The sequence below is a fragment of the Caballeronia humi genome, from assembly GCF_001544475.1.
Taxonomy (GTDB): Bacteria; Pseudomonadota; Gammaproteobacteria; order Burkholderiales; family Burkholderiaceae; genus Caballeronia; species Caballeronia humi.
In genome coordinates this window covers 112,001-133,145 of record NZ_FCNW02000004.1, presented here as the reverse complement: position 1 = coordinate 133,145, position 21,145 = coordinate 112,001, and the positions used below count along the sequence as shown (strand labels likewise).

Here is a 21,145-nt window from a genome sequence, read left to right as displayed (position 1 = left end):
TTGCGTTTCGCGGCCGAGAAGAACGGCCGTCGATGCGATTCTAGCGGCGCCCTCGTCCGCCTGCCGCCGCCTTTTTTTCGTGCGATATTCGAGCCTTCCTTAAAACCACGCTCAGGCGACGCATGAAAATATCGAAGCTCTGGTTGCAGGCAGGCGCAATCGCATTCACCGTGCTGATGCACTCGGCATCGGCTCACGCCGACACGCTCGACGACATCGAAAAACGCGGCGTGCTGCGCGTGGCCGTCCCGCAGGACTTCGCGCCGTTCGGGTCCGTGGGGCCGAGCATGCAGGTCGAAGGACTCGACATCGACGTTGCCGCGCTGCTCGCGAAGAAGCTCGGCGCGAAGCTCGAACTGGTGCCCGTCACGAGCGCGAACCGCATTCCTTATCTTCAAACAAAGAAGGTCGATCTCGTGATCTCGACGCTCGGCAAGGACGCCGAGCGCGACAAGGTCATCGACTTCTCGCAGCCCTACTCGCCTTACAACAACAGCGTGTTCGGCCCGGCGAGCATGAAAGTCGACGGCCCCGCCGATCTCGCCGGCAAGACGGTCGGCGTCGCGCGCGGCACGTTCCAGGACCTGATGATCACGAAGAGCGCGCCGCCGAGCGCGACGATCAAGCGCTACGACGACAACAACGGCATGATCTCCGCGTACGTGTCGGGTCAGGTGCCGCTGATCGGCACGGGCGATTTCGTCGCGACGAAACTCGCGTCGATGATGCCCGCCGATGCGCCCAACAAGCCGGTGCTCAAGTACGTGATCCACGAATCGTCGTGCCGCGTCGGCCTGAACAAGAACGAGCCGAAGCTGCTCGCACGCGTGAACGGCGCGCTCACCGATGCCAAGAAAAACGGCGAACTGAACGCGATCGTGCAGAAATGGCTGCACGTGCCGCTGCCGCAGCAGGTCGCGCAGACGCTCGACTAGTCTCGCGCGGGACTTAGTACCCGCCTCCGCCGCCCTTGTACATCGAGCCGGATTGGCCGGTGCTCGCGCCGGTGCCGTCGGTCTGGCATCCGGCGAGCGTGACCGCGAGCGCGGCAAGCAGGATCGATACGATACGAACGAGTTTCATGCGATTTCTCCACGGGCCGGACCGTGCCGAGCCGGCGGCCCTGCGCGACACCCACCGATAAAACGCGCCGCGGCGCCGGATTATTCCGCATTCAGGCGCGCGGTTTCAGATGCATCGGCATGCGGCTTGGGACCATCGTGAAGGCGGAGATTTCGGTGATCGTCGCGGGGTCGATGGCCATCGAAATGTCGAAGTTCGCCGCGATCATCGACAATACCAGCCGGATTTCTACCGTTGCGAGGTAACGTCCAGGACAAACGCGCGGGCCGCCGCCGAAGGTCAGGTACGCGCGTTGTTCGTGCGCCCCGCGCGAAGGATCGTGGAGATGCATCCATCGGTCGGGATCGAAGCGCTCAGGGTGCGCGAAATTCGCCGGCTCCAGCATCGGCGGGCGCGTGAGGAAGAAGACCCACGTCCCGGCGGGCACGGCGATGCCGTCGAGGCACACATCCTCCAGCGGCTCGAAGCCGAGAATCACCGCGACCGGCCGGAGCCGGCTCGCCTCGTTGCTCGCTGCCTCGCATAGATCCAGTTGTTTCAGCCTCCCATAGTCCGGACACACGCGCTGGCCGCCGAACGCCGTGCGCGATGCGTCGCCAAGGCGCTGTTGCAACGCCGGGTCCGCGGCGATGTACATCAGCGACCAGGCGATCGTGTTGGCGGTCGTATCCTCGCCCGCGATCAGCAGCGTGAGAACGTTCGCGGCGACCTGCGCGTCGGTGACGCCGGAGCCAGGCGTGTCGCGCGCGACCAGCATCGCTTCGAGCAGATTGCGCGGGGCGTCGCCGGGAGCGTCGCGCATCCGTTCGCGCGCGCGTCCAATCATGTCGTGGACAAAGCGATGCACGTCGATCATCGCGCGATCGAGCTTGCGATCGCTCGGCAGGCGGACGTATCGCCAGTACGGAAACGGCGCGCTCACGCGGCGCATGACGGCGGGCAGGATCAGCGCGAGCCGTTCCTGGATGACGCCGCCCTCCTGCTCCAGCGTGTTCGGGTCCTCGCCGAACGCGAGCGAACTCGTTACATCGACGGTATAGCGCTTGAGCTCGTCGGTCATTTCAAGCGATTTGCCCTGTGCCGCCGCGCGTTGCAGGCGCTGCCGGAAGCGCTCGGTGATGCCGGCGAGCGTCGGATAGAACGCCTTGATGTTCGAGATCGACAGCGCCTGCATGATGAGCCGCCGCTGCGGTTCCCACGCGGCGCCCTCAGCGGAAAAGAGGCCGTTGATGCCGATCTCGCCGAGCACGGACTCGATCGGCGCGATGCGTCGATACAGATGCGGCCGCTCGCGCAGGACCGACTGGCACAGTTCAGCTTGCGTCCAGACGATCACATGGGTGTTGCCGACCCGGTATCGATACGGCGAGCCGAGTTTGCGCGCCCATTGCTCAAGCGTCGTATGCAGAGTGGATGGCTGCAACTGCAACGCGTTTCCGATCAGCGGCAAGCCGGACGGTGACGGCAGATCCTGCAATTGTCGCAATCGCGCATGGGCTGCCATTGCACTCGTCCTCTTGTTTGCCGTTTCGAATCAGCATAGGACATTGGGAAAAATCAATGCCTAATTAAATCGCCGATATACCCGAATTAATGTGCTCTTCAGAGGGGATTAATTTTAATTGGACGGCAATTACACTGCCTTCACATTTCAGCAGGTCGAAAGCAAATAGACAGTGAAGCAAGGCCAATGAAGTGGACCCTTTGAAACCCTACTTGGAGTACCACCATGAAGAGCAAACAATTGACGTCTCTCCTGATCGCTGCGGCCGCGATCGTCGCCACGCCGGCCTTCGCAAGCGGCTATGGCCCGGCGCCCTACTACACTGCCGATGACGGCGCGCCCGCCTCGCAACGCGGCATGAGCGCGCAAACCGTCGCCGCCGAGCAGGCAGCCACGAAGGCGCCCGACGATGCGAGTCTCGCCAAAGCCATGCGCGCCGGTGAAACGATGGAAGCGCAGCAGTAATTCGAATGCGGCCGGAAAAGCGTTTGCTTTTACCGGCCGCAATTGATTAATTGGGTATTACCGAAAAGCTTTAAATGCTAGACTACTGTGCATGCATACAGTAGTCACTCAAAAGGATACTGAACCGGACGCCGCAGACGGCTATGTCGTTGCGGTTCGCGCGCTGTGCGAATTCACCGCCAAGCGCGGCGATCTCGACCTACGCTTCACGCCCTCGCCGACCGCGCTGGAAGGCATCGCCGGACATGCTGCGGTTACGGCGCGTCGTCCGGCGGGTTATCAGACCGAAGTCACGCTGACCGACATCCACGGACCGCTGCGGGTGCGCGGCCGCGCCGACGGCTACGATCCCGCCGCCAACCAGCTCGAAGAGATCAAGACGTATCGCGGAAAACTCGATGCGATACCCGCCAATCACCGGCATCTTCACTGGGCGCAGGCGCGGGTCTACGGATGGCTTTTATGCCGAAAACTCGGCCTGACGGAAATCCGCGTCGCGCTCGTGTATTTCGATATCGCGAGCCAGAAGGAAACCGTTTTCGTTGAAACGCAGTCCGCCGAGGCGCTGCGCGTGCATTTCGTCGATCAATGCGAGCGGTTCATCGCGTGGGCCGCGCAGGAAATCGCGCATCGCGGTGCGCGCGACGCTGCGCTCACGGCCCTCGCCTTTCCGCATCCGTCGTTCCGGCCGGGACAGCGCGAACTGGCGGCGGCCGTGTATCGATCGGCGGTGGCGAAGCGCTGCCTGATGGCGCAGGCGCCGACCGGCATCGGCAAGACGGTCGGCACGCTTTTTCCGCTGCTGAAGGCCTGGCCGGCGCAGCAGCTCGACAAGATCTACTTCCTGACGGCGAAAAGCGCGGGCCGCCAGTTAGCGCTCGATGCGATGACTACGCTACAAGCCCCGCTGCGCGTACTCGAACTCGTCGCGCGCGACAAAGCCTGCGAGCACCCCGACCGCGCGTGTCACGGCGAATCGTGTCCGCTCGCGCGCGGTTTCTACGATCGCCTGCCCGCCGCGCGTGCCGACGCGCTCGACGCCGCCCGGCTGGACAAGGCCGCGCTGCGCCAGGTCGCGCTGAATCACGACGTCTGCCCCTATTACCTGAGCCAGGAGATGTCGCGCTGGAGCGACGTGATCGTCGGCGACTACAACTACTACTTCGACTCCAGCGCCATGCTATACGCGCTCGCCGAGGCGAATCGCTGGCGCGTGAGCGTGCTGGTCGACGAGGCGCACAACCTCGTCGACCGGGCGCGCGGCATGTATTCCGCGACGCTCGACCAGGCGGCCTTCGACGCGATGCGCCGCGGCGCACCCGCGCCGCTCAAGCGCGTGTTCTCGCGCATCGCGAAAAACTGGAAGGAAATCAAGGCCGAACAGACGGCCGAATACACCGCCCACGCGACCCTCCCCGAGCGCTTCATCGCCGCGCTGGAACAGGCGATCTCGCAAATGACGGATTTCGTCGCCGAATACCCCGACGCCTTCGCCCCCGAGACGCTGCGCTTCTATTTCGACGCGATGCATTTTGTGCGCATCGCCGAGCGTTTCGAGTCGCATTCGATCTTCGACGTGACGCTTGGCTCCCGCACTCGCTCGACCGCGCCGAACGCCGTGCTGTGCCTGCGCAACGTGATACCGGCGCCGCATCTGGCGCCGCGTTTCGCGCGCGCGCACTCGGTCGCCCTCTTTTCCGCGACGCTCACGCCCGCGCATTTCTACAGCGACACGCTCGGCCTGCCGGAATCGAGCGCGCGCGTCGATGTCGCGTCGCCGTTCGCGGCGGAGCAATTGCAGGTGCGCGCGATCGCCGACATATCGACGCGTTTTCGCGACCGCGAGCAGTCGGTGGCGCGCGTGGTCGACCTGATCGCCGCGCAGTACGAGCGCGCGCCCGGCAACTACCTGAGCTTTTTCAGCAGCTTCGACTACCTTGCCCAAGTCGCGGGCGCGTTTGCGGCGCGCCATCCGTCGGTGCCGGTTTGGGAGCAGGCGCGCGCGATGAACGAGGCCGACCAGCAAGCGTTTCTCGCGCGTTTCGCGCCGGACGGGCGCGGCATCGGCTTCGCGGTGCTGGGCGGGTCGTTTGGCGAGGCGATCGATCTGCCGGGCACGCGGCTCGTTGGCGCGTTTGTCGCGACGCTCGGCCTGCCGCAGCTCAACGCCGTCAATCAGCAGATGAAAGCCCGAATGCACGCGGTGTTCGGAGCGGGGTACGACTACACCTATCTTTTCCCCGGCCTGCAGAAGGTTGTGCAGGCGGCTGGCCGCGTGATTCGCGGCCCGGACGATCGCGGCGTGCTTTATCTCATCGACGATCGCTTTGCGCGGCCCGAAGTCCGGCGCCTCCTGCCGGCATGGTGGCAAGTCGACGTGATGCGCCAGCGCGACGCCTGACCCCCGGGCACTCGCTTTGCTGTGGTCAGGCACCCACAACAGACAGAGGAGCCGCCATGAGCACCGCCAATTCGACGTCGCAACAAGACGCACTCGCCGTTCTCGAAGCCGATCACCGCGCCGTCGAGCAGCTTTTCGACGCCTTCGAGCGCGCCGAAAAAGACGACCTCGAGCGCAAGACGACGCTCGTGCAGCGCGCCTGCGAGCTGCTGACCATCCACGCGATGGTCGAGGAAGAACTGCTTTATCCGGCGGCGCGCGGCGCGCTGGAAGGCGAAGACAAGGACGACGTCGACGAAGCCTATGTCGAGCACTTTCTCGTCAAGACGCTGATCGAAAAATTCACGCAGTTGCGCGCCGGCGACGACGGTTTCGATGCCACGTTCAAGGTGTTGTCGGAGAACGTGAATCACCACGTCGAGGAAGAAGAGAAAGAGCTTTTTCCCGAGCTGCGCAAGGCCGGTATCGACCTGATGGCGCTTGGCGCAAAAATCGTCGCGCGCAAGGAAGCGCTGCAGAACAAGATCACCGAAGTCGCGACCGCGCATTGAGCGCGTGATCGATTCCGGGCCGGCGGGCCGGCTGAGCGGCCGGACTGCCGGAAGGGACACGGAGCGCGCTTCATGGCTTATATCGTGTATGTGAACACCGGTGGCGAAGAGAGCGTCCTCGAAAGCGACCTGGTCGACATCGACGCCGCCGGGTTTCTCGTCGACATGAGCGCGGTCGTCTCGGATTCGTGCGGCATGTCGACCGCCGCGGAATATCGTCCGGCGTTACAACGCGCGCTGCGCCGCGTCGCCGAGGGCGACACGCTGCTGGTCACGCGTCTGCATTACTTCGGCAACAGCATCGGCGACATCGTGGGCACATTGAGATCGCTCGCGAACCGCAACGCGCACGCCGTGTGCCTCGAATTCGGCCGCGCGAGCCTCACTGCGAGCGGTGCCGATTCGCCGTTGCGCGCGCTGGAACTAGCGGTCGAAGTCGAGCGCATGGCGAAGCGCGCACGCGCCCTTGCCGCTGCAGCGGAAGCGAAGCGCATGGGTTTGCCGCAAGGGCGGCCCGCGTCGCTGACGCATGCGCAGCGCGCGCAGGCGCTGCGTGCGCTCGCGGCGGGCAAGACGGTGACGGCCGTCGCGCAGGCGCTCAACACCTCGCGGCAGACGATCATCCGTTTGCGCAACGCCAACGCGCGCAACGAGCCGGATACGCCGGGCGAATCCTGATTTCCCGAATGTCACAGCAAGACCCGGCTTGTTCCTGTCCAGACGACCAGCGACACTGCACGCATTCGAAACGAGCGGCAGGAGCTGACAATGAATGATGTGGCGGAAGTATCGATCGCGGATCGCGTGAAGGCGATCGACTGGCCGCGCGTGGAAGATGACCTCGACCAATTCGGCTGCGCGGTGATCGAGCGCCTGCTCGCACCATCCGAGTGCGACGCGCTCATCGATCAATATCCGCGCGACGCGCTTTACCGCAGCCGCGTCGTGATGGAGCGCCACGGCTTCGGGCGCGGCGAGTACAAGTATTTCGGCTATCCACTGCCGGATCTGATCGAAGGACTTCGCACGGCGGTCTATCCGCATCTCGCGCCGGTGGCGAACCGCTGGAACGACATCATGAAGATCGATGCCCGCTATCCGGCGCGGCACGCGGACTTCATTGAACGCTGTCACCGCGCGGGGCAGACGCGCCCGACGCCGCTGATCCTCCAATACCACGCGGGCGACTACAACTGCCTGCATCAGGACCTATACGGCGAACACGTCTTCCCGATTCAACTCGCGATCCTGCTCTCGGAGCCCGGACGCGATTTCACCGGCGGCGAATTCGTGATGACGGAGCAGCGGCCGCACATGCAGTCGCGCGCGGAAGTGGTGCCGCTGAAACAGGGCGATGCGGTGGTTTTCGCGGTGCATCACCGGCCGATGCAGGGGACGCGCGGCGCGTATCGCGTGAATCTGCGGCATGGCGTGAGCCGGCTGCGCTCGGGGCATCGGCACACGCTGGGCGTCATTTTTCACGACGCCCAGTGACCACGCTCATTCGTTTTCGTCGAAGTAGTGGCCGAAGCGCGCTTGCTTCGTCTTGATGTAGCGCTCGTTCTCCTCGCGCATCGGAATTGCCAGCGCAACGCGTTCGCACACCGGAATACCGTGCTTGAGCAGCGTGTCGAACTTCGACGGATTGTTGCTCATCAGACGCACTGATTTCACGTTCAGCGCCCGGAGGATCGCGGCGGACGAATCGTATTCGCGGGCGTCGTCGGGGAGGCCGAGGTGCAGGTTCGCATCGACGGTATCGAGCCCCTGCTCCTGCAGCGCATACGCGCGAATCTTGTTCGCGAGGCCGATGCCGCGCCCCTCATGCCCGCGAAGATACAGCAAAATGCCGCGATCCTCGGCGGCGATATAGCGCAGCGCGAGGTCGAGTTGCTCGCCGCAATCGCACCGGTACGAACCGAACACGTCGCCCGTCACGCACTCCGAATGCAGGCGCGTAAGCACGGATTCGCCGCCGCGCACATCGCCCATGACGAACACAATGTGCTCGATGTCCGTGCGCTTCACGCGATAGACATACGACGCGAACGTGCCGTAGCGCGTCGGGATCGTCGCGGTGGCGGCGAGTTCGACGTCTTCATTCGGATGACACTGGCCGAAGCGGGGATCGGCGTCCTGCACGGCTTGCGCGTCTTCCGCGGCTTGTGCGTCTAGTGAATCGGAAGCGGTTTTCATGGCTCAGTCGGTAGTTCTAGGCGCCGGCAATTACGGCTGCCCGGGACGTCATGTTAAAGCCCCTCGGGAAAGTTTGCAGCCTTTCGGCCGATGATAGCGGGTATTCGACGGCCGCCGCGATGCGCCTATCGAAAGCAGAAACCATCGGTTCAGACAAAATTCATCGCTTGGTAGAGTACGGGGCGACCCCGCCCGCCCGGCGGCTTTCCAACTTCCAAACGTGCGCACAAGAACAATGCTCCGATCACGTCATTTCCGCCTCGGCGCCCTCGCCGTTTCCCTCTTCGCGACTCTCGGCGTAATGCCTGGAGCGGCATCGGCTGCGACCAAAACGATCGTTTTCTGCTCCGAAGGCAGCCCCGCCGGCTTCGATTCCGCGCAGTACACGACGAGCACCGATTTCGACGCAGGCGCGCACTCGGTCTACGACACGCTCGTCGAATTCAAGCGCGGCTCGCTCGATCTCGTGCCGGGCCTCGCCGAAAAGTGGGACGAGGCGCCGGACGCCAGGAGTTTCACGTTCCATCTGCGACGCGGCGTGAAATTCCAGTCGACGGCGTATTTCAAGCCGACGCGCGACTTCAACGCCGACGACGTCGTGTTCACGTTCAAGCGCATGATCGACCCGAACGAGCCGTTCCAGAAAGCGCATCCCGTCAGCTTTCCGTATCTGACCGACCTCGGTTACGACAAGAACATCGCCTCGGTCGAGAAACTCGACGACTTCACCGTGCGCTTCACGCTGAAAACGCCCGATGTCGTGTTCGTGCGCAACATCGCGATGGAATTCGCATCGATCGTCTCTGCCGAGTACGTCGCGCAACTGCTCAAAGCCGGCAAGCCCGAGGACATCAACCAGAAGCCAGTCGGCACGGGCGCATTCGTGTTCCGCGACTATCAGAAGGACGCGACGATCCGCTACGACGCGAACCCCACGTACTGGAACAAGAAGGACCTGCACATCGACAAGCTCGTCTTCTCGATCACGCCCGATGCCGCCGTGCGCATGCAGAAACTCGCGAGCGGCGAGTGTCAGTTGACGTCGTTCGCGCGTCCCGCCGATATCGCGACCGCGCGCAAAGATCCGAAGCTGGCCGTGCTGTCGGGCGTCGGTTTCAACGTCGCGTACGTCGGCTACAACACGACGCACAAGCCACTCGACAACGTGCTCGTGCGCCGTGCGCTCGACATGGCCGTCGACAAGCAGGCGATCATCAAGACCGTCTACGAGGGCGCGGCGACCGTCGCGACGAATCCGATGCCGCCGTCGCAGTGGTCGTACAAGGCGCTGAAGGACGCGCCGTACGATCCCGCGAAGGCGCGCGCCCTGCTCAAGGAAGCGGGCTTCCCCGACGGCTTCGCGATCACCCTCTGGGCGATGCCCGTGCAGCGCGGCTACAACCCGAACGCGCGGCTGATGGCGCAACTGATCCAGTCGGACTGGGCGAAGATCGGCGTGAAAGCGAATATCGTCAGCTACGAATGGGCCGAGTACAACAAGCGCGCGAAGACGGGCGGCGAGCACGACGCGATCCTCTACGGCTGGCTCGGCGACAACGGCGACCCGGACAACTGGCTCGGCACGACGCTCGGCTGCGACGCCGTGCACGGCAGCAACATGGCGAAGTGGTGCAACAAGCAGTTCGACGATTTGCTGGCGAAAGCGCGCCTGGTCCCCGATCAGAAAGCGCGCACGCGGCTTTACGAGGAAGCGCAGGTCGTCTTCAAGGATCAGGTACCGTACACGCCGATCGCGCACGCCAACACGTACCAGCCGATCTCGAAGCGCGTGCACGGCTATCTGATCAGCCCGCTCGGCGGACACCGCTTCGACGGCATCACGCTGGACTAGGCTGCCGCACGCTTAGGCTGGATTTTCGAAGTCACCGGGGCTTTTGTCGGTGGCGCGCCAATCCGGCTTGCGCGCCGGGTCGGCCTTCGCCAGCGCGGCCTTCACGCCTTCCGCATCGAAATCGCCGGTATAGACGGGCGACGCGGGCTGCTGGCGCCACGATTCGTCGATGGTGCCGGCATCGACGGCATCGAACCCCACTTCATCGACGAGCTTCAGCACAACCGCCTTCGCCTGCGGATCATCGCCCGCGACCGGCAGCGCGACGCGCCCCGACGTGCCGGCCGGCGCGCCCTTGTTGCGCAGGTGCGCCGCGTAGATGTTGTTGAACGCCTTCACCACCGGCCGGCCGATCTGCTGCTCGACCCAGCGGCTTTCGGTCGCGCCCTCCTCGATCCCCGCGAGACGGCCGTCACGCTGACGCGGATAGTAATTGCCGGTATCGATCACGACGACGTTCGCCGGCACGTCCGCGAACAGGTCTTTCGGCAAGTTCGGCACCTTCGCCTCCGGAATCGTCACGACGATCACGTCAGCGCCCTTCACCACGTCCTTCAGTTCGGCCGCCTTGGCGCCAGTCTCCTGCTCGACGTCGCCGAGCGTCGCCGGCCCGCGCGAGTTGCCGATCCTCACGTCGTGCCCGTGCTCGACGAAACGCAGCGCAAGCACCGCGCCGATATTGCCCGCCCCGATGATGCCTATCTTCATTGCGACCTCCAGATGGATTTCGGCCAACCCGCGCCACACGGCGCAGGACCGGTGCGACCGATCTTACTGCCGGTCCGGTTTTCGAGCAGGACTGAACCATGGCAAATCGGGGCCATAGTGAAATCGTATGACGTTCATAAAATTAATCGATTTCCTTAAATCGATAGGTAAAACGCATAATTTATTCACTTCTTCGACACCCACTTAAGGATTCACGCAATGCCGATCATCAACAGCCAAGTCAAACCGTTCAAGGCAACCGCTTACCACAAGGGCGATTTCGTCCACGTGACGGAGGAGAACTTCAAAGGCAAGTGGTCCGTCGTCGTGTTCTACCCGGCCGACTTCACGTTCGTCTGCCCGACCGAACTCGGCGATCTGGCCGACCGTTACGCGGAATTCAAGAAGCTTGGCGTCGAGATCTACGGCGTGTCGACCGATACGCACTTCACCCACAAGGCATGGCACGACACGTCGGACACGATCGGCAAGATTCAATACCCGATGATCGGCGACCCGACGCTCGCCCTCTCGCGCAACTTCGACGTTCTGATCGAAGAAGAAGGCATGGCGCTGCGCGGCACGTTCGTGATCAACCCGGAAGGCGAGATCAAGCTGTGCGAAATCCATGACAACGGCATCGGCCGCGACGCGGGCGAGTTGCTGCGCAAGGTGCAGGCCGCGCAATACGTGGCGTCGCATCCGGGCGAAGTCTGCCCCGCGAAGTGGACGCCGGGCGCCGAGACGCTCACGCCGTCGCTCGATCTGATCGGCAAGATCTGAGCGTCTTGAGTCACTCGCACGACGCGGGCCGGTTGGAAGCAGCCGGTCCGCGCATCACACGCCTCGTCACGGAATTCGAAAACGCCATGCTGGACGCCAATCTCAAGACTCAGTTGAAAGCCTATTTGCAGAATGTCAGCCGGCCGATCGAAATCGTCGCCTCCCTCGACGATGGCGAAAAGTCGCGCGAATTGCAGAGCCTGCTCGAGGAAATCGCTTCGCTGTCGGACCGCATCGCGGTGATCGAAAAGCATAGCGATGACGAGCGAAAGCCGTCGTTTTCCATCGGCGAACCGGGCAAGGACGCGGGTATACGCTTCGCCGGCATTCCGATGGGCCATGAATTCACGTCGCTCGTACTGGCGCTGCTGCAGGTCGGCGGCCATCCGGTCAAGCTTGACGATGCCGTGATCGAACAGATCCGCAATCTCGACGGCGACTACGAATTTGAAACGTATATCTCGCTCTCATGCCAGAACTGCCCGGAAGTCGTGCAGGCGCTGAACGTGATGAGCATCATCAATCCGCGCATCCGTCAGGTGACGATCGACGGCGCGCTGTTCCAGGACGAAGTCGAGGCGCGCGAGATCATGGCGGTGCCGACCGTCTATATGAATGGCGAACTGTTCGGGCAGGGCCGCACCGGCGTGAAGGAAATCCTCGCGAAGCTCGACAGCAACGCCGGCGCCCGGGCCGCGAAGGAACTCGAAACGAAACCGGTTTTCGACGTGCTGATCGTCGGCGGCGGTCCGGCGGGCGCGGCGGCGGCGATCTACGCGGCGCGTAAAGGCATCGCGACGGGGGTCGTCGCCGAGCGCTTCGGCGGGCAGGTCCTCGACACGCTCGCGATCGAAAACTTCGTCTCGGTGCAGGAAACCGAAGGGCCGAAGTTCGCGACCGCGCTCGAACAGCACGTGAAGCGCTACGACGTCGACATCATGGACGTGCAGCGCGCCGACGCGCTGATCCCCGGGCGCATCAACGAGGTGCGGCTCGCGAACGGCGCGGTGCTGAAGGCAAAGACGATCGTCCTCGCGACCGGCGCGCGCTGGCGTGAAATCAACGTGCCGGGCGAGCGCGAGTATCGAAATCACGGTGTCGCGTATTGCCCGCACTGTGACGGCCCGCTCTTCAAGGGCAAGCGCGTCGCGGTGATCGGCGGCGGCAATTCGGGCGTCGAGGCGGCAATCGATCTCGCGGGCATCGCGAGCGCGGTGACGCTGATCGAGTTTGGCGCGGAGTTGCGCGCCGATGCCGTGTTGCAAAAGAAGCTGCGCAGCCTGGCAAACGTGACGATCGTCACGCAAGCAGCGACGCAAGAGATCACCGGCGACGGCAAGAAGGTCGATGGTCTCGTGTACAAGGACCTGCGCTCCGGCGAAACGAAGCGCATCGATCTGGAAGGCGTATTCGTGCAGATCGGGCTCGTGCCGAACACGGAGTGGCTCAAGGGCACGGTAGAACTGTCGCGTCATGGCGAAATCGTCGTCGATGCGAAGGGCGCGACTTCGGTGCCCGGCGTGTTCGCCGCCGGCGACGTGACGACCGTGCCGTTCAAGCAGATCGTGATTGCAGTCGGCGAAGGCGCGAAGGCATCGCTCGCTGCGTTCGATCATCTGATTCGCAGCTCGGTCGATGAAGAAGAAATGCAGATCAAGGAAGTAGTGAGCTAAGAACGTTTCGCGCTCCAAAGGCAACGAGCCGCGCACCTTCGGGTCGCGGCTTTTTCGCGTATTGAGCGCTTATTTCACATCAAATCCCCTCGTTCCTCGCCCTTCTCAAGAGGGCTGTCCAGCCTCCGCTCCCCGCTTTAACGTTTGCCTACGCACTTCAGCTTGTGCGTGCGGACCCATGAAGTCCGTCGACGGACGCGGCCCACGCCACGTTCGGCGCAAACGCAACAAGGCCGGCACGGCGCGCAGCATCGCCTGAACCGGCATCGGTTCGCTTTCCACGTTTCGGCTTGAACATGCGGCGGCGCGACGCGCCTGCCGGTGGCATCGCTCGTCTTGCGGAAAGCGGCACATCCACTAAAGCAAACCAAGGAGCTGGACATGAAAGCAAGACTGTTGATCGCTGCGACCGCCGTCGCCCTGTGCGCCGTCACGGGCGCGGGCTATGCGCAGGAAGCTCAGGACGATGCGCTCGCGGGCGCGCAGGAAAAGACCGTCGAAGCACCGCGCCCGCTTTCGTCCGACGACTGGACGTCTTATGGCGGCGCGCAGGACAGCAAAAGCATGGCTGCGTCGGGGTATCGTCAGGGGAGTTGCAGCGCGCCGGCGTCGTGCGATACGTTCTTCGGGCAGTAAGCGCGATGGAGTGGCGCTTCGGCTTCAAACCGATGCGCCACCAGACTCACGCTTCGGGATCGAGCTTCACCTCCCAGAGCGACTTGCCGTCGAGATCGTGCAGCGAGACGGTCATCGCGCGGCTCGCCGGATCGATTTTTGCGCGGCCGTAGTACTGCTGCCGCGCAGCCGGCGACTGATTCTGCGGATTGTCCTTCGGGATGCTCACGTAGCGCAGTTCGGGGCCAAACGTCATGTCGAGCTCGTTCGGGCCGAACGTGCCCGCGTTGATCGGCCCGCCGACGAATTCCCAGAACGGCTTGAATTCCGAAAACTTCGCGCGCGACGGATCGTAATACGTCGCCTGCGCGTAGTGCACGTCGGCCGTGACCCACACGACGTTCGCAATGTTCTCGCGTTTGATGAAGCGCAGGATGTCCATCAGTTCCAGCTCTCGGCCGGACGGGGCGCCATCGTCCGCGTTGGCCCACGCTTCGTAGGTGCCCTTCGGCACGTCCGGATTGCCATCGGGGACGACGAGCGAAATCGGCATATCGCTCGCGATCACCTTCCACGCCGCCTTCGATGCCTTCAGCGACTGCTTGAGCCATGCGGCCTGCTGCGGCCCGAGAAACTGCGAGTCGGTGTCGAGCTTGGTCTGACGGTTTGGCGAATTCGGCCCGCGATACGAGCGCTCGTCGAGCATGAACACGTCGAGCAGCGGCCCGAACTGGAAACCGCGATACACCTGCTCGGGATCGAGCTGATTGATGCGAAACGGGTTGTATTCGAACATCGCCTGCTTCGCGCGCGCGGCGAGCAGCGAGATGGCGCGCGTCTGGTAGCGCTTTTCCTCTGGCCCGATCTGCTGGCCCGGATACCAGTTGTTGCGCACTTCGTGGTCGTCCCACTGGACGAGAAACGGCACTTCCGCCATGAAGCGGCGCTTGTTCGCATCGAGATGGTTGTAGGAGAAGGCGCCGCGATAATCGTCGAGCGTTTGCGCGACGTGCGACTTCGCCTCGGTCACGACATTGTTCCACAGCGAGCCGTCGGGCAGCTTGACTTCGGCCTGGATCGGGTTGTCCGCGTAGATCTGGTCGCCCGAGTGGATGAAGAAATCGGGCGACTCGCGACGCATCGCTTCGTAGATGCGGTAGCCGCCGAAGCGCTCGTTGATGCCCCAGCCCTGCCCCGCTTCGTCGCCGGAAAAGACGAATGTGACCGGGCGGTCGGCGCTCAGCGTGGCGGTGCGCAGGCGTCCTGTAACCGGTTCGCTGAACGCCTTGTCGTTGACGAGGTCCTGGAAGCGCACGCGATAGAACACGTCGGCGCCCGGTGGCAGGCCCGTCAGGTCCATGCGCGCGGTGAAGTCGCTGCTTTCGAGCGCGGCGGGCCCGATGCGGCGCTCGAAGCTCTTGAAGCTTTCGCTCATCGAATATTCGACGATCATCCGCGACGGCCGGTCCGCGCGGCTCCAGACGATGCCGCTCGTCGCGGTGACGTCGCCGCTCATCACGCCGCTCGGCACGAGCGGCCGCAGCCGGTTCGACGTCACGGCCGCGGGCGCGGTGCCCTGCGCGAGCACGTCGCCGATGCGCGAGCCCGCGAGCGCAAGCCCCGCGCCGCTTGCAAGACTTTTGAGAACAAGGCGGCGCGACGGCCTGACGACGTGCTCTGACATGACAAGTTTCCCCGGATGATTGGCGTTTTCACGAGGTTGTCGATGGTAGAGGCAAACGATGTCGGTTTTGTTTCAGATCGCGCCGGGCGAGGCATCCGGTGCATTCGCCTCGCCGTCGACCGCAAGCGTCACCGGAAACGTGACCTCGAACACGCTTCCACTGCCCTTGTACGACTGGAACCGCAATTCGCCCTTCAGCGCGCGCGACAACTCCTTCACGATCGCGAGCCCCAGGCCGGTGCCGGGGATATCGTCGGTGGCGGCGCGCTCGAACTCTTCGAACACGCGCTCGTGGTCGGCCACGCCGATGCCCACGCCCGTATCCGACACGCGCAGCTTCCACAGGCCCTCGCCCGCCGCGAGCATCGACAGCCCGACCTCGCCGGACGCCGTGTACTTGATCGCGTTCGACAGCAGGTTGTACGCCACCTGCTTCACCTTCAGCCGGTTCGAGGTGACGATGCCGAGCGCCGGATCGATGTGGCCCGAGAACTTCAAACCCTTCGCCTCGGTGGCGCCGTGGCTCGCCTGCACCAGTTCGTCGTAAAGGGCGGGAAGCTCGAACGGCTCGACGGTCAGCGCCGAATCGTCGCCGAGCACCTTCGAATATTCCACCATCTCGTCGACGAGCAGCGCCATGTCGGCGACTTGCCGGTTCGCGAGCGCGAGCGCGGTGTCCTTCTTCGCGGGCGAGCGGCCGACGAGCTGCAACGCCGTCGAGAACACGTTCAGAAAATTGCGCAAGTCGTGGGAGACGCGCCGCGTCACCTGCATCCGCGACTCGTATAGATCGCCGATCAGCCGCTGGCGCAGCGTCAGTTCGTGATTCGCGCGCTCCAGCATGCCGGTGTATTCGTCGATCTTGCGGTCGCGTTCGCTGACCGCCTCGCGAATCGACGCGAGCGTCACGAAACTGACGATTTCATCAGTCATGAGCCGCGCATGCTCTTCCGACGCGCGCTCGAAGTCCGCGTGCTCGTGCGCGTATTCGCCGATGGCGGCGTGCAGCACCTGCCGGAAGAGGTCGAGTTCGCGCACGAGTTCGTCGATCCGGTAGCCCTGTTGCCAGCGCCACTGGCCGTGCTGGCGCGCATTGCGCTCGATCGCGACTTCCTGTTCGCGCAGGTTGCGCCGCTCCAGCACGATGCAGATTTCTTCGAAAATGCTAGGTAGATGATCCGCGAGCTGTCGATACGTGAGCTGGTCGGAATGTTCAACGTCGAGGTCGCCGAATACGAGCTTCATCCACCGTTCGGTGAGCGTCGTCTGCTGCGCCCGCAGCGTTGCGACGAGGCCGTCAAGCCCGCCGGCAGAGGTGTCACTCATAACCGATTCCCGCTCGCTATGGCGCGTGGGCGCCCGTTGATGATCATTGAGGGTCCGCGCGAACTTTTTGTGACGGCGTGCCGGGCGCGAACCAAAAGTATAGGCCGACACAATTGCGGATCAACTAAACCCGACAAAGGCACCTTAAACGGTTCCTTAAATGACGGCAGCCTTCGCCAGCCGGCTTCGGTCGCGCAGCAACTGCACAAACTGCGTCGCCGATGGCGACAGCGCCCCGCCCTTGCGCGTCACGATCCCGAAGGTCTGCGACTTCGATTTCAGCTTCACCGGCAGGATGCGGAGCATAGCGTGTTCGGCGAACAACTGCGCGACGTCGGTCGGCAGGATCGACACGAGATCGGAGCCGTGCTGCAGCAACGCGACGGTCGCGAACGTGGAAGCGGTCGAAAGCGGATTGGCGGGCATCGGCAAACCGGCCAGATCGAGTTCGCGAGCGAGCAGCGCGTTCATCGGCATCGCGCTCGGGTACGTGATCCAGCGATGCCCGGCCAGATCGGCGAGCGTCAGCGCGTCGTCCTCCACCGCCGGGTGATTGTGCGCGACGACCACCGACAGCGGCTCGTCGTAAAGCGGCTGATAGTGATATTTCGACGGCTGTTCCGACACGCTCGCGCGGCCGATCACGAGGTCGAGATGGCCGTCGTCGAGCAGGGTGAGCATGCGCGCGCTCGTGTCCTCGACGATTTCGATCGACAAGCCCGGATGGCTCGCGTGCAGTTCGTTCGCGGCCGGTGCGACGACGTCCGGAACCGCGCCCATGATCGCGCCGATCGCGAGCCGCCCGCCCGTGCCCGCGCGCATGTCGGCCACTTCCTGACAGAGCGACGCGAGATCGGTCGCGAGCACGCGCGCGTAGCGGATCACGCAGCGCCCGAACGGATTCGGCGTCAAACCGCTCTTCGCGCGCTCGAAGAGCGGCGCTTCGAGCATCGCTTCGAGTTCGGCGAGCGCCTTGCTGGCGGCGGATTGCGTCATCGCCATCGCGCTCGATGCCTTGTGAAGCGACTTGTGGTCGTCGAGTGCGATCAGCAGTTGAAGCTGCTTCATGCGCAGCCGCGTCATGAGGACGTCGAGCGTGGTTTTCATGAGCCTGACCTGTGCGCGGTGTGAGTCGTAAAAGCGATCACGCGATGGAAAGGATTCACTATACAGCGCGGCCCGCACGGTCGTATAGTCGGCGCACACCAACATCAAGGAGACGAGCGCCATGGCCCAAGCGCAACCCTATCGCGGCGTGTTCCCGGTCGCTCCGACCATTTTCGACGACGCAGGCCGCCTCGATCTCGAAGGCCAGAAGCGTGCGATCGATTTCATGATCGACGCCGGATCGGACGGTATCTGCATCCTCGCGAACTTCTCCGAGCAGTTCGCGCTCACCGACGACGAACGCAGCGCCGTGCAGAAAACGGTGCTGGACCACGTCGCGGGACGCGTCCCGGTGATCGTCACGACGACGCATTTCAGCACGCACATCTGCGCCGAGCGCAGCCGCGCCGCGCAGGACGCGGGCGCCGCGATGGTCATGATCATGCCGCCGTATCACGGCGCGACGATTCGCGTCGGCGAGCGCGGTATCCACGAGTTCTACAGCCGCGTGTCGGACGCGATCGACATCCCGATCATGATCCAGGACGCGCCTGTCGCCGGCACGCCGCTCTCGGCCGCGTTCCTCGCGAAGCTGGCGAAGGACATCGCGAACGTGTCGTATTTCAAGATAGAGACGGCGCAGGCGGCGTCGAAACTGCGCGAGCTGATCGAACTGGGCGGCGACGCGATCGTCGGCCCCTGGGACGGCGAGGAAGCGATCACGCTGATCCCCGATTTCGATGCGGGCGCGACCGGCGCGATGACGGGCGGCGGTTATCCGGACGGCATCCGCCAGATCGTCGATGCATATTTCGCCGGAGATAGCGAGAAAGCCGCCTTGCTCTATCAGCAATGGCTTCCGCTCATCAACTATGAAAATCGTCAGTGCGGGCTTGCCGCCTGCAAGGCGCTGATGAAGGAAGGCGGCGTGATCCGCTCGGAGGCCGTGCGCCATCCGCTCGCGCCGATGCATCCGGCCGTGCGCGAGGGCTTGCTGAAAGTCGCGCGTCGCCTCGATCCGCTTATCTTGCGTTGGGGCAAGTAAACCCTCATCCCGTTTTTCTGGCGATGCGAACCGGCCGCGGTCGGTTCGCTGTCGCACAGTTCTTTTTAGCATTGCGTCCCCTCACTACCCCCCGTCCGCTACCGCATCGAAACGAATGCGGCCTTGTCTTTTTAAAGCTGGAAATTGGCGGTTCAAAGCCGGCGCTCGGCGCTCAATATGTTGGAAAGCATGAATCCGACAGAAGTGCGGCGTTTTTGGACTGATCGCAGCGACTGTTTCAGCTGACGTTATGGTCGGAGAAGCGCTCGACGACACCCCCTTTTGATGTAGTCCTTTAACACGGCTTTTTGCCGTCCATCAGTACGAACCGTGATTGACGTCCTTTACGAGTTGACACATATTTGACCTGTCGCTTCCCACTGTCAGTGCACGTGGCGCATGGGGAGAACGAAGGATTGCTGCTCGCGAGAAAGCGTGGCGACGACCCGCTTTCCGCATGCATGGCGGCATGGAAATAAGCACATGTCCTTCGAGGGCTTCAGCATGACTACCCGTCTTACCTTTCCTGCATCCATGTTCTCCGTCGTCTGCCAGCGCTGCGGCAGCACGTTGCGCAAGAACGCCGACAGTTGCCCGAATTGCGGCGCCGACCGCGCTGCCGCGTTCGGCGAGGAACGCACGAAAGAGCGCGTGAAAGAGCCGTCCGGCATGTTTTCGATGGCATCGGCTTCAGCGCCGCTTGCTTCTGAAGCGGCGGCGCCCGACTGGGCCGCGCCGGTCAAGGCGGATAGTCGACCGCAGCCCGAGTTCGACGCCGATCCCGATGTCCTCCCCGAATCCGAAGGATGGAGTCGTCGCAAGACGGCGATCGCCGCCGTGTGCGCGGCCGGGCTGATCGCGGGCGGTGTCGCTTACCTGATGCACGACAGTACCGACGAAGAACCGGCGGCGCCGTCGACGCAACACAGCGCGTCAGGTTCCATCGATTCGAAATCGGGTGGCTATGTCCAGAGCGACTCGCCGCCGGTTTCATTGCCGCCAGCCGTGGCGGCTGCCATCGACAAGGTAGTGCCCACGGAGAACCGGCCGCTTTCCACCGGCGATGCCGTGCTGGCCGCGCGCGGCGCGATGGAGCAGCACGACCTCACGGCGGCGCGCACCCGGCTGAAGGGGATTTCGCCGTCGTTGCAGTCGCGGCCCGACGTGCAGCGTCTCAAGGATGAACTCGCGCAGCACGAACTCGAACGCGACGCCGCGCTGCAACTCGCGCGGGCGTGCGAGAAGACGTCCGCGTGGGCGTGCGTGCAGCAGAACGCGGGCGAAGCGCTGGCGATCGACGGCAGCAACACCGAATCGCAGGCGATGCTCGAGCGCGTCATCTCGCACGCGGGCTGGCTTGCGGGAACGCCGCCGATTGCTGCGCTCAAGAAGAAAGCGGCTCCGGCACCGGCTCCTGCGCCGGCCGTCGCTACGACTACGCCTGTGGTATCTGCGACTGACGCCATCATGTCGGCGATTCCCTCGGCAGCACCGCCCGCTCCGTCTGCGGTATTTGCGCCCGCCCCCGCGCCTGCTCCCCAAGCGAAAGTCGCGACTGCGAAGCCTGCTGCGGCGCCGCCGAAGCCATCGGTTGCAGCGGCGCAGCCCGCCGAAACGCGCGCGACGGCCCGCGAAAGCCGGCGCTCGTCGGCATACGCCCGCAGCGCACCCGCAACCGATTCGTCGACGAACAGCGTCAAGGTGATGCCGGCCCCGGCCATCTCGCCGCCGATGCTTTCCACGTCGCCCTCGACCGCGAGCGCCCATCCCGCGACGCCAGCCGCTACCACGACGCCCACGACGCCGAGCACCAGAATCACGTCGACCGCGGCTGCGATGACGCCGCCGCCCGCCGTCGTTACTACCGCCGTCACTGCGCCCGCTCCCGCGCCCGTGGCGACGAAAGCGCCGTCATACAGCAGCGCGCAGGCGCCGGTGCCGGCACGAGCCACCCCGACCGCCGTAGCCGCCACCACGCCGGCCCGTGCCGCGGCGACTTACGGCGCATCGGCGACGGATGTGCCGACGACCGGCAACGCCGACGACATCGAGCGCGCGATCAAGCAGTTTGGCTGGAGCGGCGGCGATTCGATGCCGAAAGCCGCGCGCTGAACCATCGCCACGAGGGCCGCCGGAACGTGGGGTCCGGCCA

Annotated in this window: 19 protein-coding genes; 12 read left to right on the top strand and 7 right to left on the bottom strand. The window is 64.0% G+C overall.

From position 1 onward, the window contains the following. Positions 1 to 122 precede the first annotated feature (122 nt). Complete coding sequence (locus AWB65_RS06910) at positions 123 to 935, top strand: transporter substrate-binding domain-containing protein (RefSeq protein WP_087666432.1); 813 nt, start codon at positions 123 to 125, stop codon at positions 933 to 935. Between the two features lie 13 nt (positions 936 to 948). Here the strand turns inward: AWB65_RS06910 and AWB65_RS37615 are convergent, their stop codons facing one another. Both AWB65_RS37615 and AWB65_RS06905 read right to left on the bottom strand, forming a co-directional pair. Next, complete coding sequence (locus AWB65_RS37615; protein ID WP_268808237.1) at positions 949 to 1,083, bottom strand: hypothetical protein; 135 nt, start codon at positions 1,081 to 1,083, stop codon at positions 949 to 951. Between the two features lie 91 nt (positions 1,084 to 1,174). Next, entirely contained in the window at positions 1,175 to 2,587 is a 1,413-nt protein-coding gene (locus AWB65_RS06905) for a cytochrome P450 (RefSeq protein ID WP_087666431.1), read from the bottom strand. A gap of 225 nt (positions 2,588 to 2,812) precedes the next feature. On the opposite strand from AWB65_RS06905, the gene AWB65_RS06900 reads away from it, so the two are divergent. The 5 genes from AWB65_RS06900 to AWB65_RS06880 all read left to right on the top strand — a co-directional run bounded on the left by AWB65_RS06900 (position 2,813) and on the right by AWB65_RS06880 (position 7,498). Beyond that, the gene (locus AWB65_RS06900) at positions 2,813 to 3,052 is read left to right on the top strand and encodes a hypothetical protein (RefSeq protein ID WP_087666430.1); all 240 of its coding nucleotides are present in this window, start codon (positions 2,813 to 2,815) and stop codon (positions 3,050 to 3,052) included. 91 nt (positions 3,053 to 3,143) lie between these two features. Then, positions 3,144 to 5,453, top strand: coding sequence for an ATP-dependent DNA helicase (locus AWB65_RS06895; protein ID WP_087666429.1), 2,310 nt, complete (start codon positions 3,144 to 3,146; stop codon positions 5,451 to 5,453). Positions 5,454 to 5,509: 56 nt separating this feature from the next. Next, the gene (locus tag AWB65_RS06890; RefSeq protein ID WP_087666428.1) at positions 5,510 to 6,004 is read left to right on the top strand and encodes a hemerythrin domain-containing protein; all 495 of its coding nucleotides are present in this window, start codon (positions 5,510 to 5,512) and stop codon (positions 6,002 to 6,004) included. 72 nt (positions 6,005 to 6,076) lie between these two features. Next, positions 6,077 to 6,682 carry a recombinase family protein gene (locus AWB65_RS06885; protein WP_087666427.1) on the top strand — a complete coding sequence of 202 codons (606 nt, stop codon included), beginning with the start codon at positions 6,077 to 6,079 and terminating at the stop codon, positions 6,680 to 6,682. A gap of 90 nt (positions 6,683 to 6,772) precedes the next feature. Further along, positions 6,773 to 7,498 (top strand): 2OG-Fe(II) oxygenase, encoded by a 726-nt coding sequence (locus AWB65_RS06880; RefSeq protein WP_087666426.1) that lies wholly within the window; start codon positions 6,773 to 6,775, stop codon positions 7,496 to 7,498. Between the two features lie 6 nt (positions 7,499 to 7,504). Here AWB65_RS06880 and ribA read toward each other — a convergent pair whose 3' ends face one another. Further along, positions 7,505 to 8,200 carry a GTP cyclohydrolase II gene (gene ribA / locus AWB65_RS06875; protein ID WP_087659313.1) on the bottom strand — a complete coding sequence of 232 codons (696 nt, stop codon included), beginning with the start codon at positions 8,198 to 8,200 and terminating at the stop codon, positions 7,505 to 7,507. Between the two features lie 235 nt (positions 8,201 to 8,435). Between ribA and AWB65_RS06870 the strand changes: the two genes are divergently transcribed. Continuing rightward, a complete protein-coding gene (locus tag AWB65_RS06870) occupies positions 8,436 to 10,052 on the top strand; it encodes an ABC transporter substrate-binding protein (RefSeq protein WP_087666425.1) in 1,617 nt (538 codons plus the stop codon). Positions 10,053 to 10,064: 12 nt separating this feature from the next. On the opposite strand, the gene AWB65_RS06865 is transcribed toward AWB65_RS06870, so the two are convergent. Then, the gene (locus AWB65_RS06865; protein ID WP_087666424.1) at positions 10,065 to 10,760 is read right to left on the bottom strand and encodes an NADPH-dependent F420 reductase; all 696 of its coding nucleotides are present in this window, start codon (positions 10,758 to 10,760) and stop codon (positions 10,065 to 10,067) included. Between the two features lie 219 nt (positions 10,761 to 10,979). Between AWB65_RS06865 and ahpC the strand changes: the two genes are divergently transcribed. The 3 genes from ahpC to AWB65_RS06850 all read left to right on the top strand — a co-directional run bounded on the left by ahpC (position 10,980) and on the right by AWB65_RS06850 (position 13,852). Beyond that, complete coding sequence (ahpC, locus tag AWB65_RS06860; protein WP_087666423.1) at positions 10,980 to 11,543, top strand: alkyl hydroperoxide reductase subunit C; 564 nt, start codon at positions 10,980 to 10,982, stop codon at positions 11,541 to 11,543. Between the two features lie 86 nt (positions 11,544 to 11,629). Next, positions 11,630 to 13,216, top strand: a complete 1,587-nt coding sequence (ahpF, locus tag AWB65_RS06855; RefSeq protein WP_087666564.1) for an alkyl hydroperoxide reductase subunit F — start codon at positions 11,630 to 11,632, stop codon at positions 13,214 to 13,216. A gap of 381 nt (positions 13,217 to 13,597) precedes the next feature. Continuing rightward, complete coding sequence (locus tag AWB65_RS06850) at positions 13,598 to 13,852, top strand: hypothetical protein (RefSeq protein ID WP_087666422.1); 255 nt, start codon at positions 13,598 to 13,600, stop codon at positions 13,850 to 13,852. A 46-nt stretch (positions 13,853 to 13,898) separates the two neighbouring features. On the opposite strand, the gene AWB65_RS06845 is transcribed toward AWB65_RS06850, so the two are convergent. The 3 genes from AWB65_RS06845 to AWB65_RS06835 all read right to left on the bottom strand — a co-directional run bounded on the left by AWB65_RS06845 (position 13,899) and on the right by AWB65_RS06835 (position 17,948). Then, positions 13,899 to 15,515 carry an alkaline phosphatase D family protein gene (locus tag AWB65_RS06845; protein WP_087666421.1) on the bottom strand — a complete coding sequence of 539 codons (1,617 nt, stop codon included), beginning with the start codon at positions 15,513 to 15,515 and terminating at the stop codon, positions 13,899 to 13,901. A 72-nt stretch (positions 15,516 to 15,587) separates the two neighbouring features. Then, positions 15,588 to 16,841 (bottom strand): sensor histidine kinase, encoded by a 1,254-nt coding sequence (locus tag AWB65_RS06840; protein ID WP_087666420.1) that lies wholly within the window; start codon positions 16,839 to 16,841, stop codon positions 15,588 to 15,590. Between the two features lie 156 nt (positions 16,842 to 16,997). Further along, the gene (locus tag AWB65_RS06835) at positions 16,998 to 17,948 is read right to left on the bottom strand and encodes a LysR family transcriptional regulator (RefSeq protein WP_087666563.1); all 951 of its coding nucleotides are present in this window, start codon (positions 17,946 to 17,948) and stop codon (positions 16,998 to 17,000) included. Between the two features lie 121 nt (positions 17,949 to 18,069). Between AWB65_RS06835 and AWB65_RS06830 the strand changes: the two genes are divergently transcribed. Together AWB65_RS06830 and AWB65_RS06825 are read left to right on the top strand one after the other, a co-directional pair. Further along, the gene (locus AWB65_RS06830) at positions 18,070 to 18,993 is read left to right on the top strand and encodes a dihydrodipicolinate synthase family protein (RefSeq protein ID WP_087666419.1); all 924 of its coding nucleotides are present in this window, start codon (positions 18,070 to 18,072) and stop codon (positions 18,991 to 18,993) included. A 504-nt stretch (positions 18,994 to 19,497) separates the two neighbouring features. Next, the gene (locus tag AWB65_RS06825) at positions 19,498 to 21,105 is read left to right on the top strand and encodes a zinc ribbon domain-containing protein (protein ID WP_087666562.1); all 1,608 of its coding nucleotides are present in this window, start codon (positions 19,498 to 19,500) and stop codon (positions 21,103 to 21,105) included. Positions 21,106 to 21,145 lie beyond the last annotated feature (40 nt).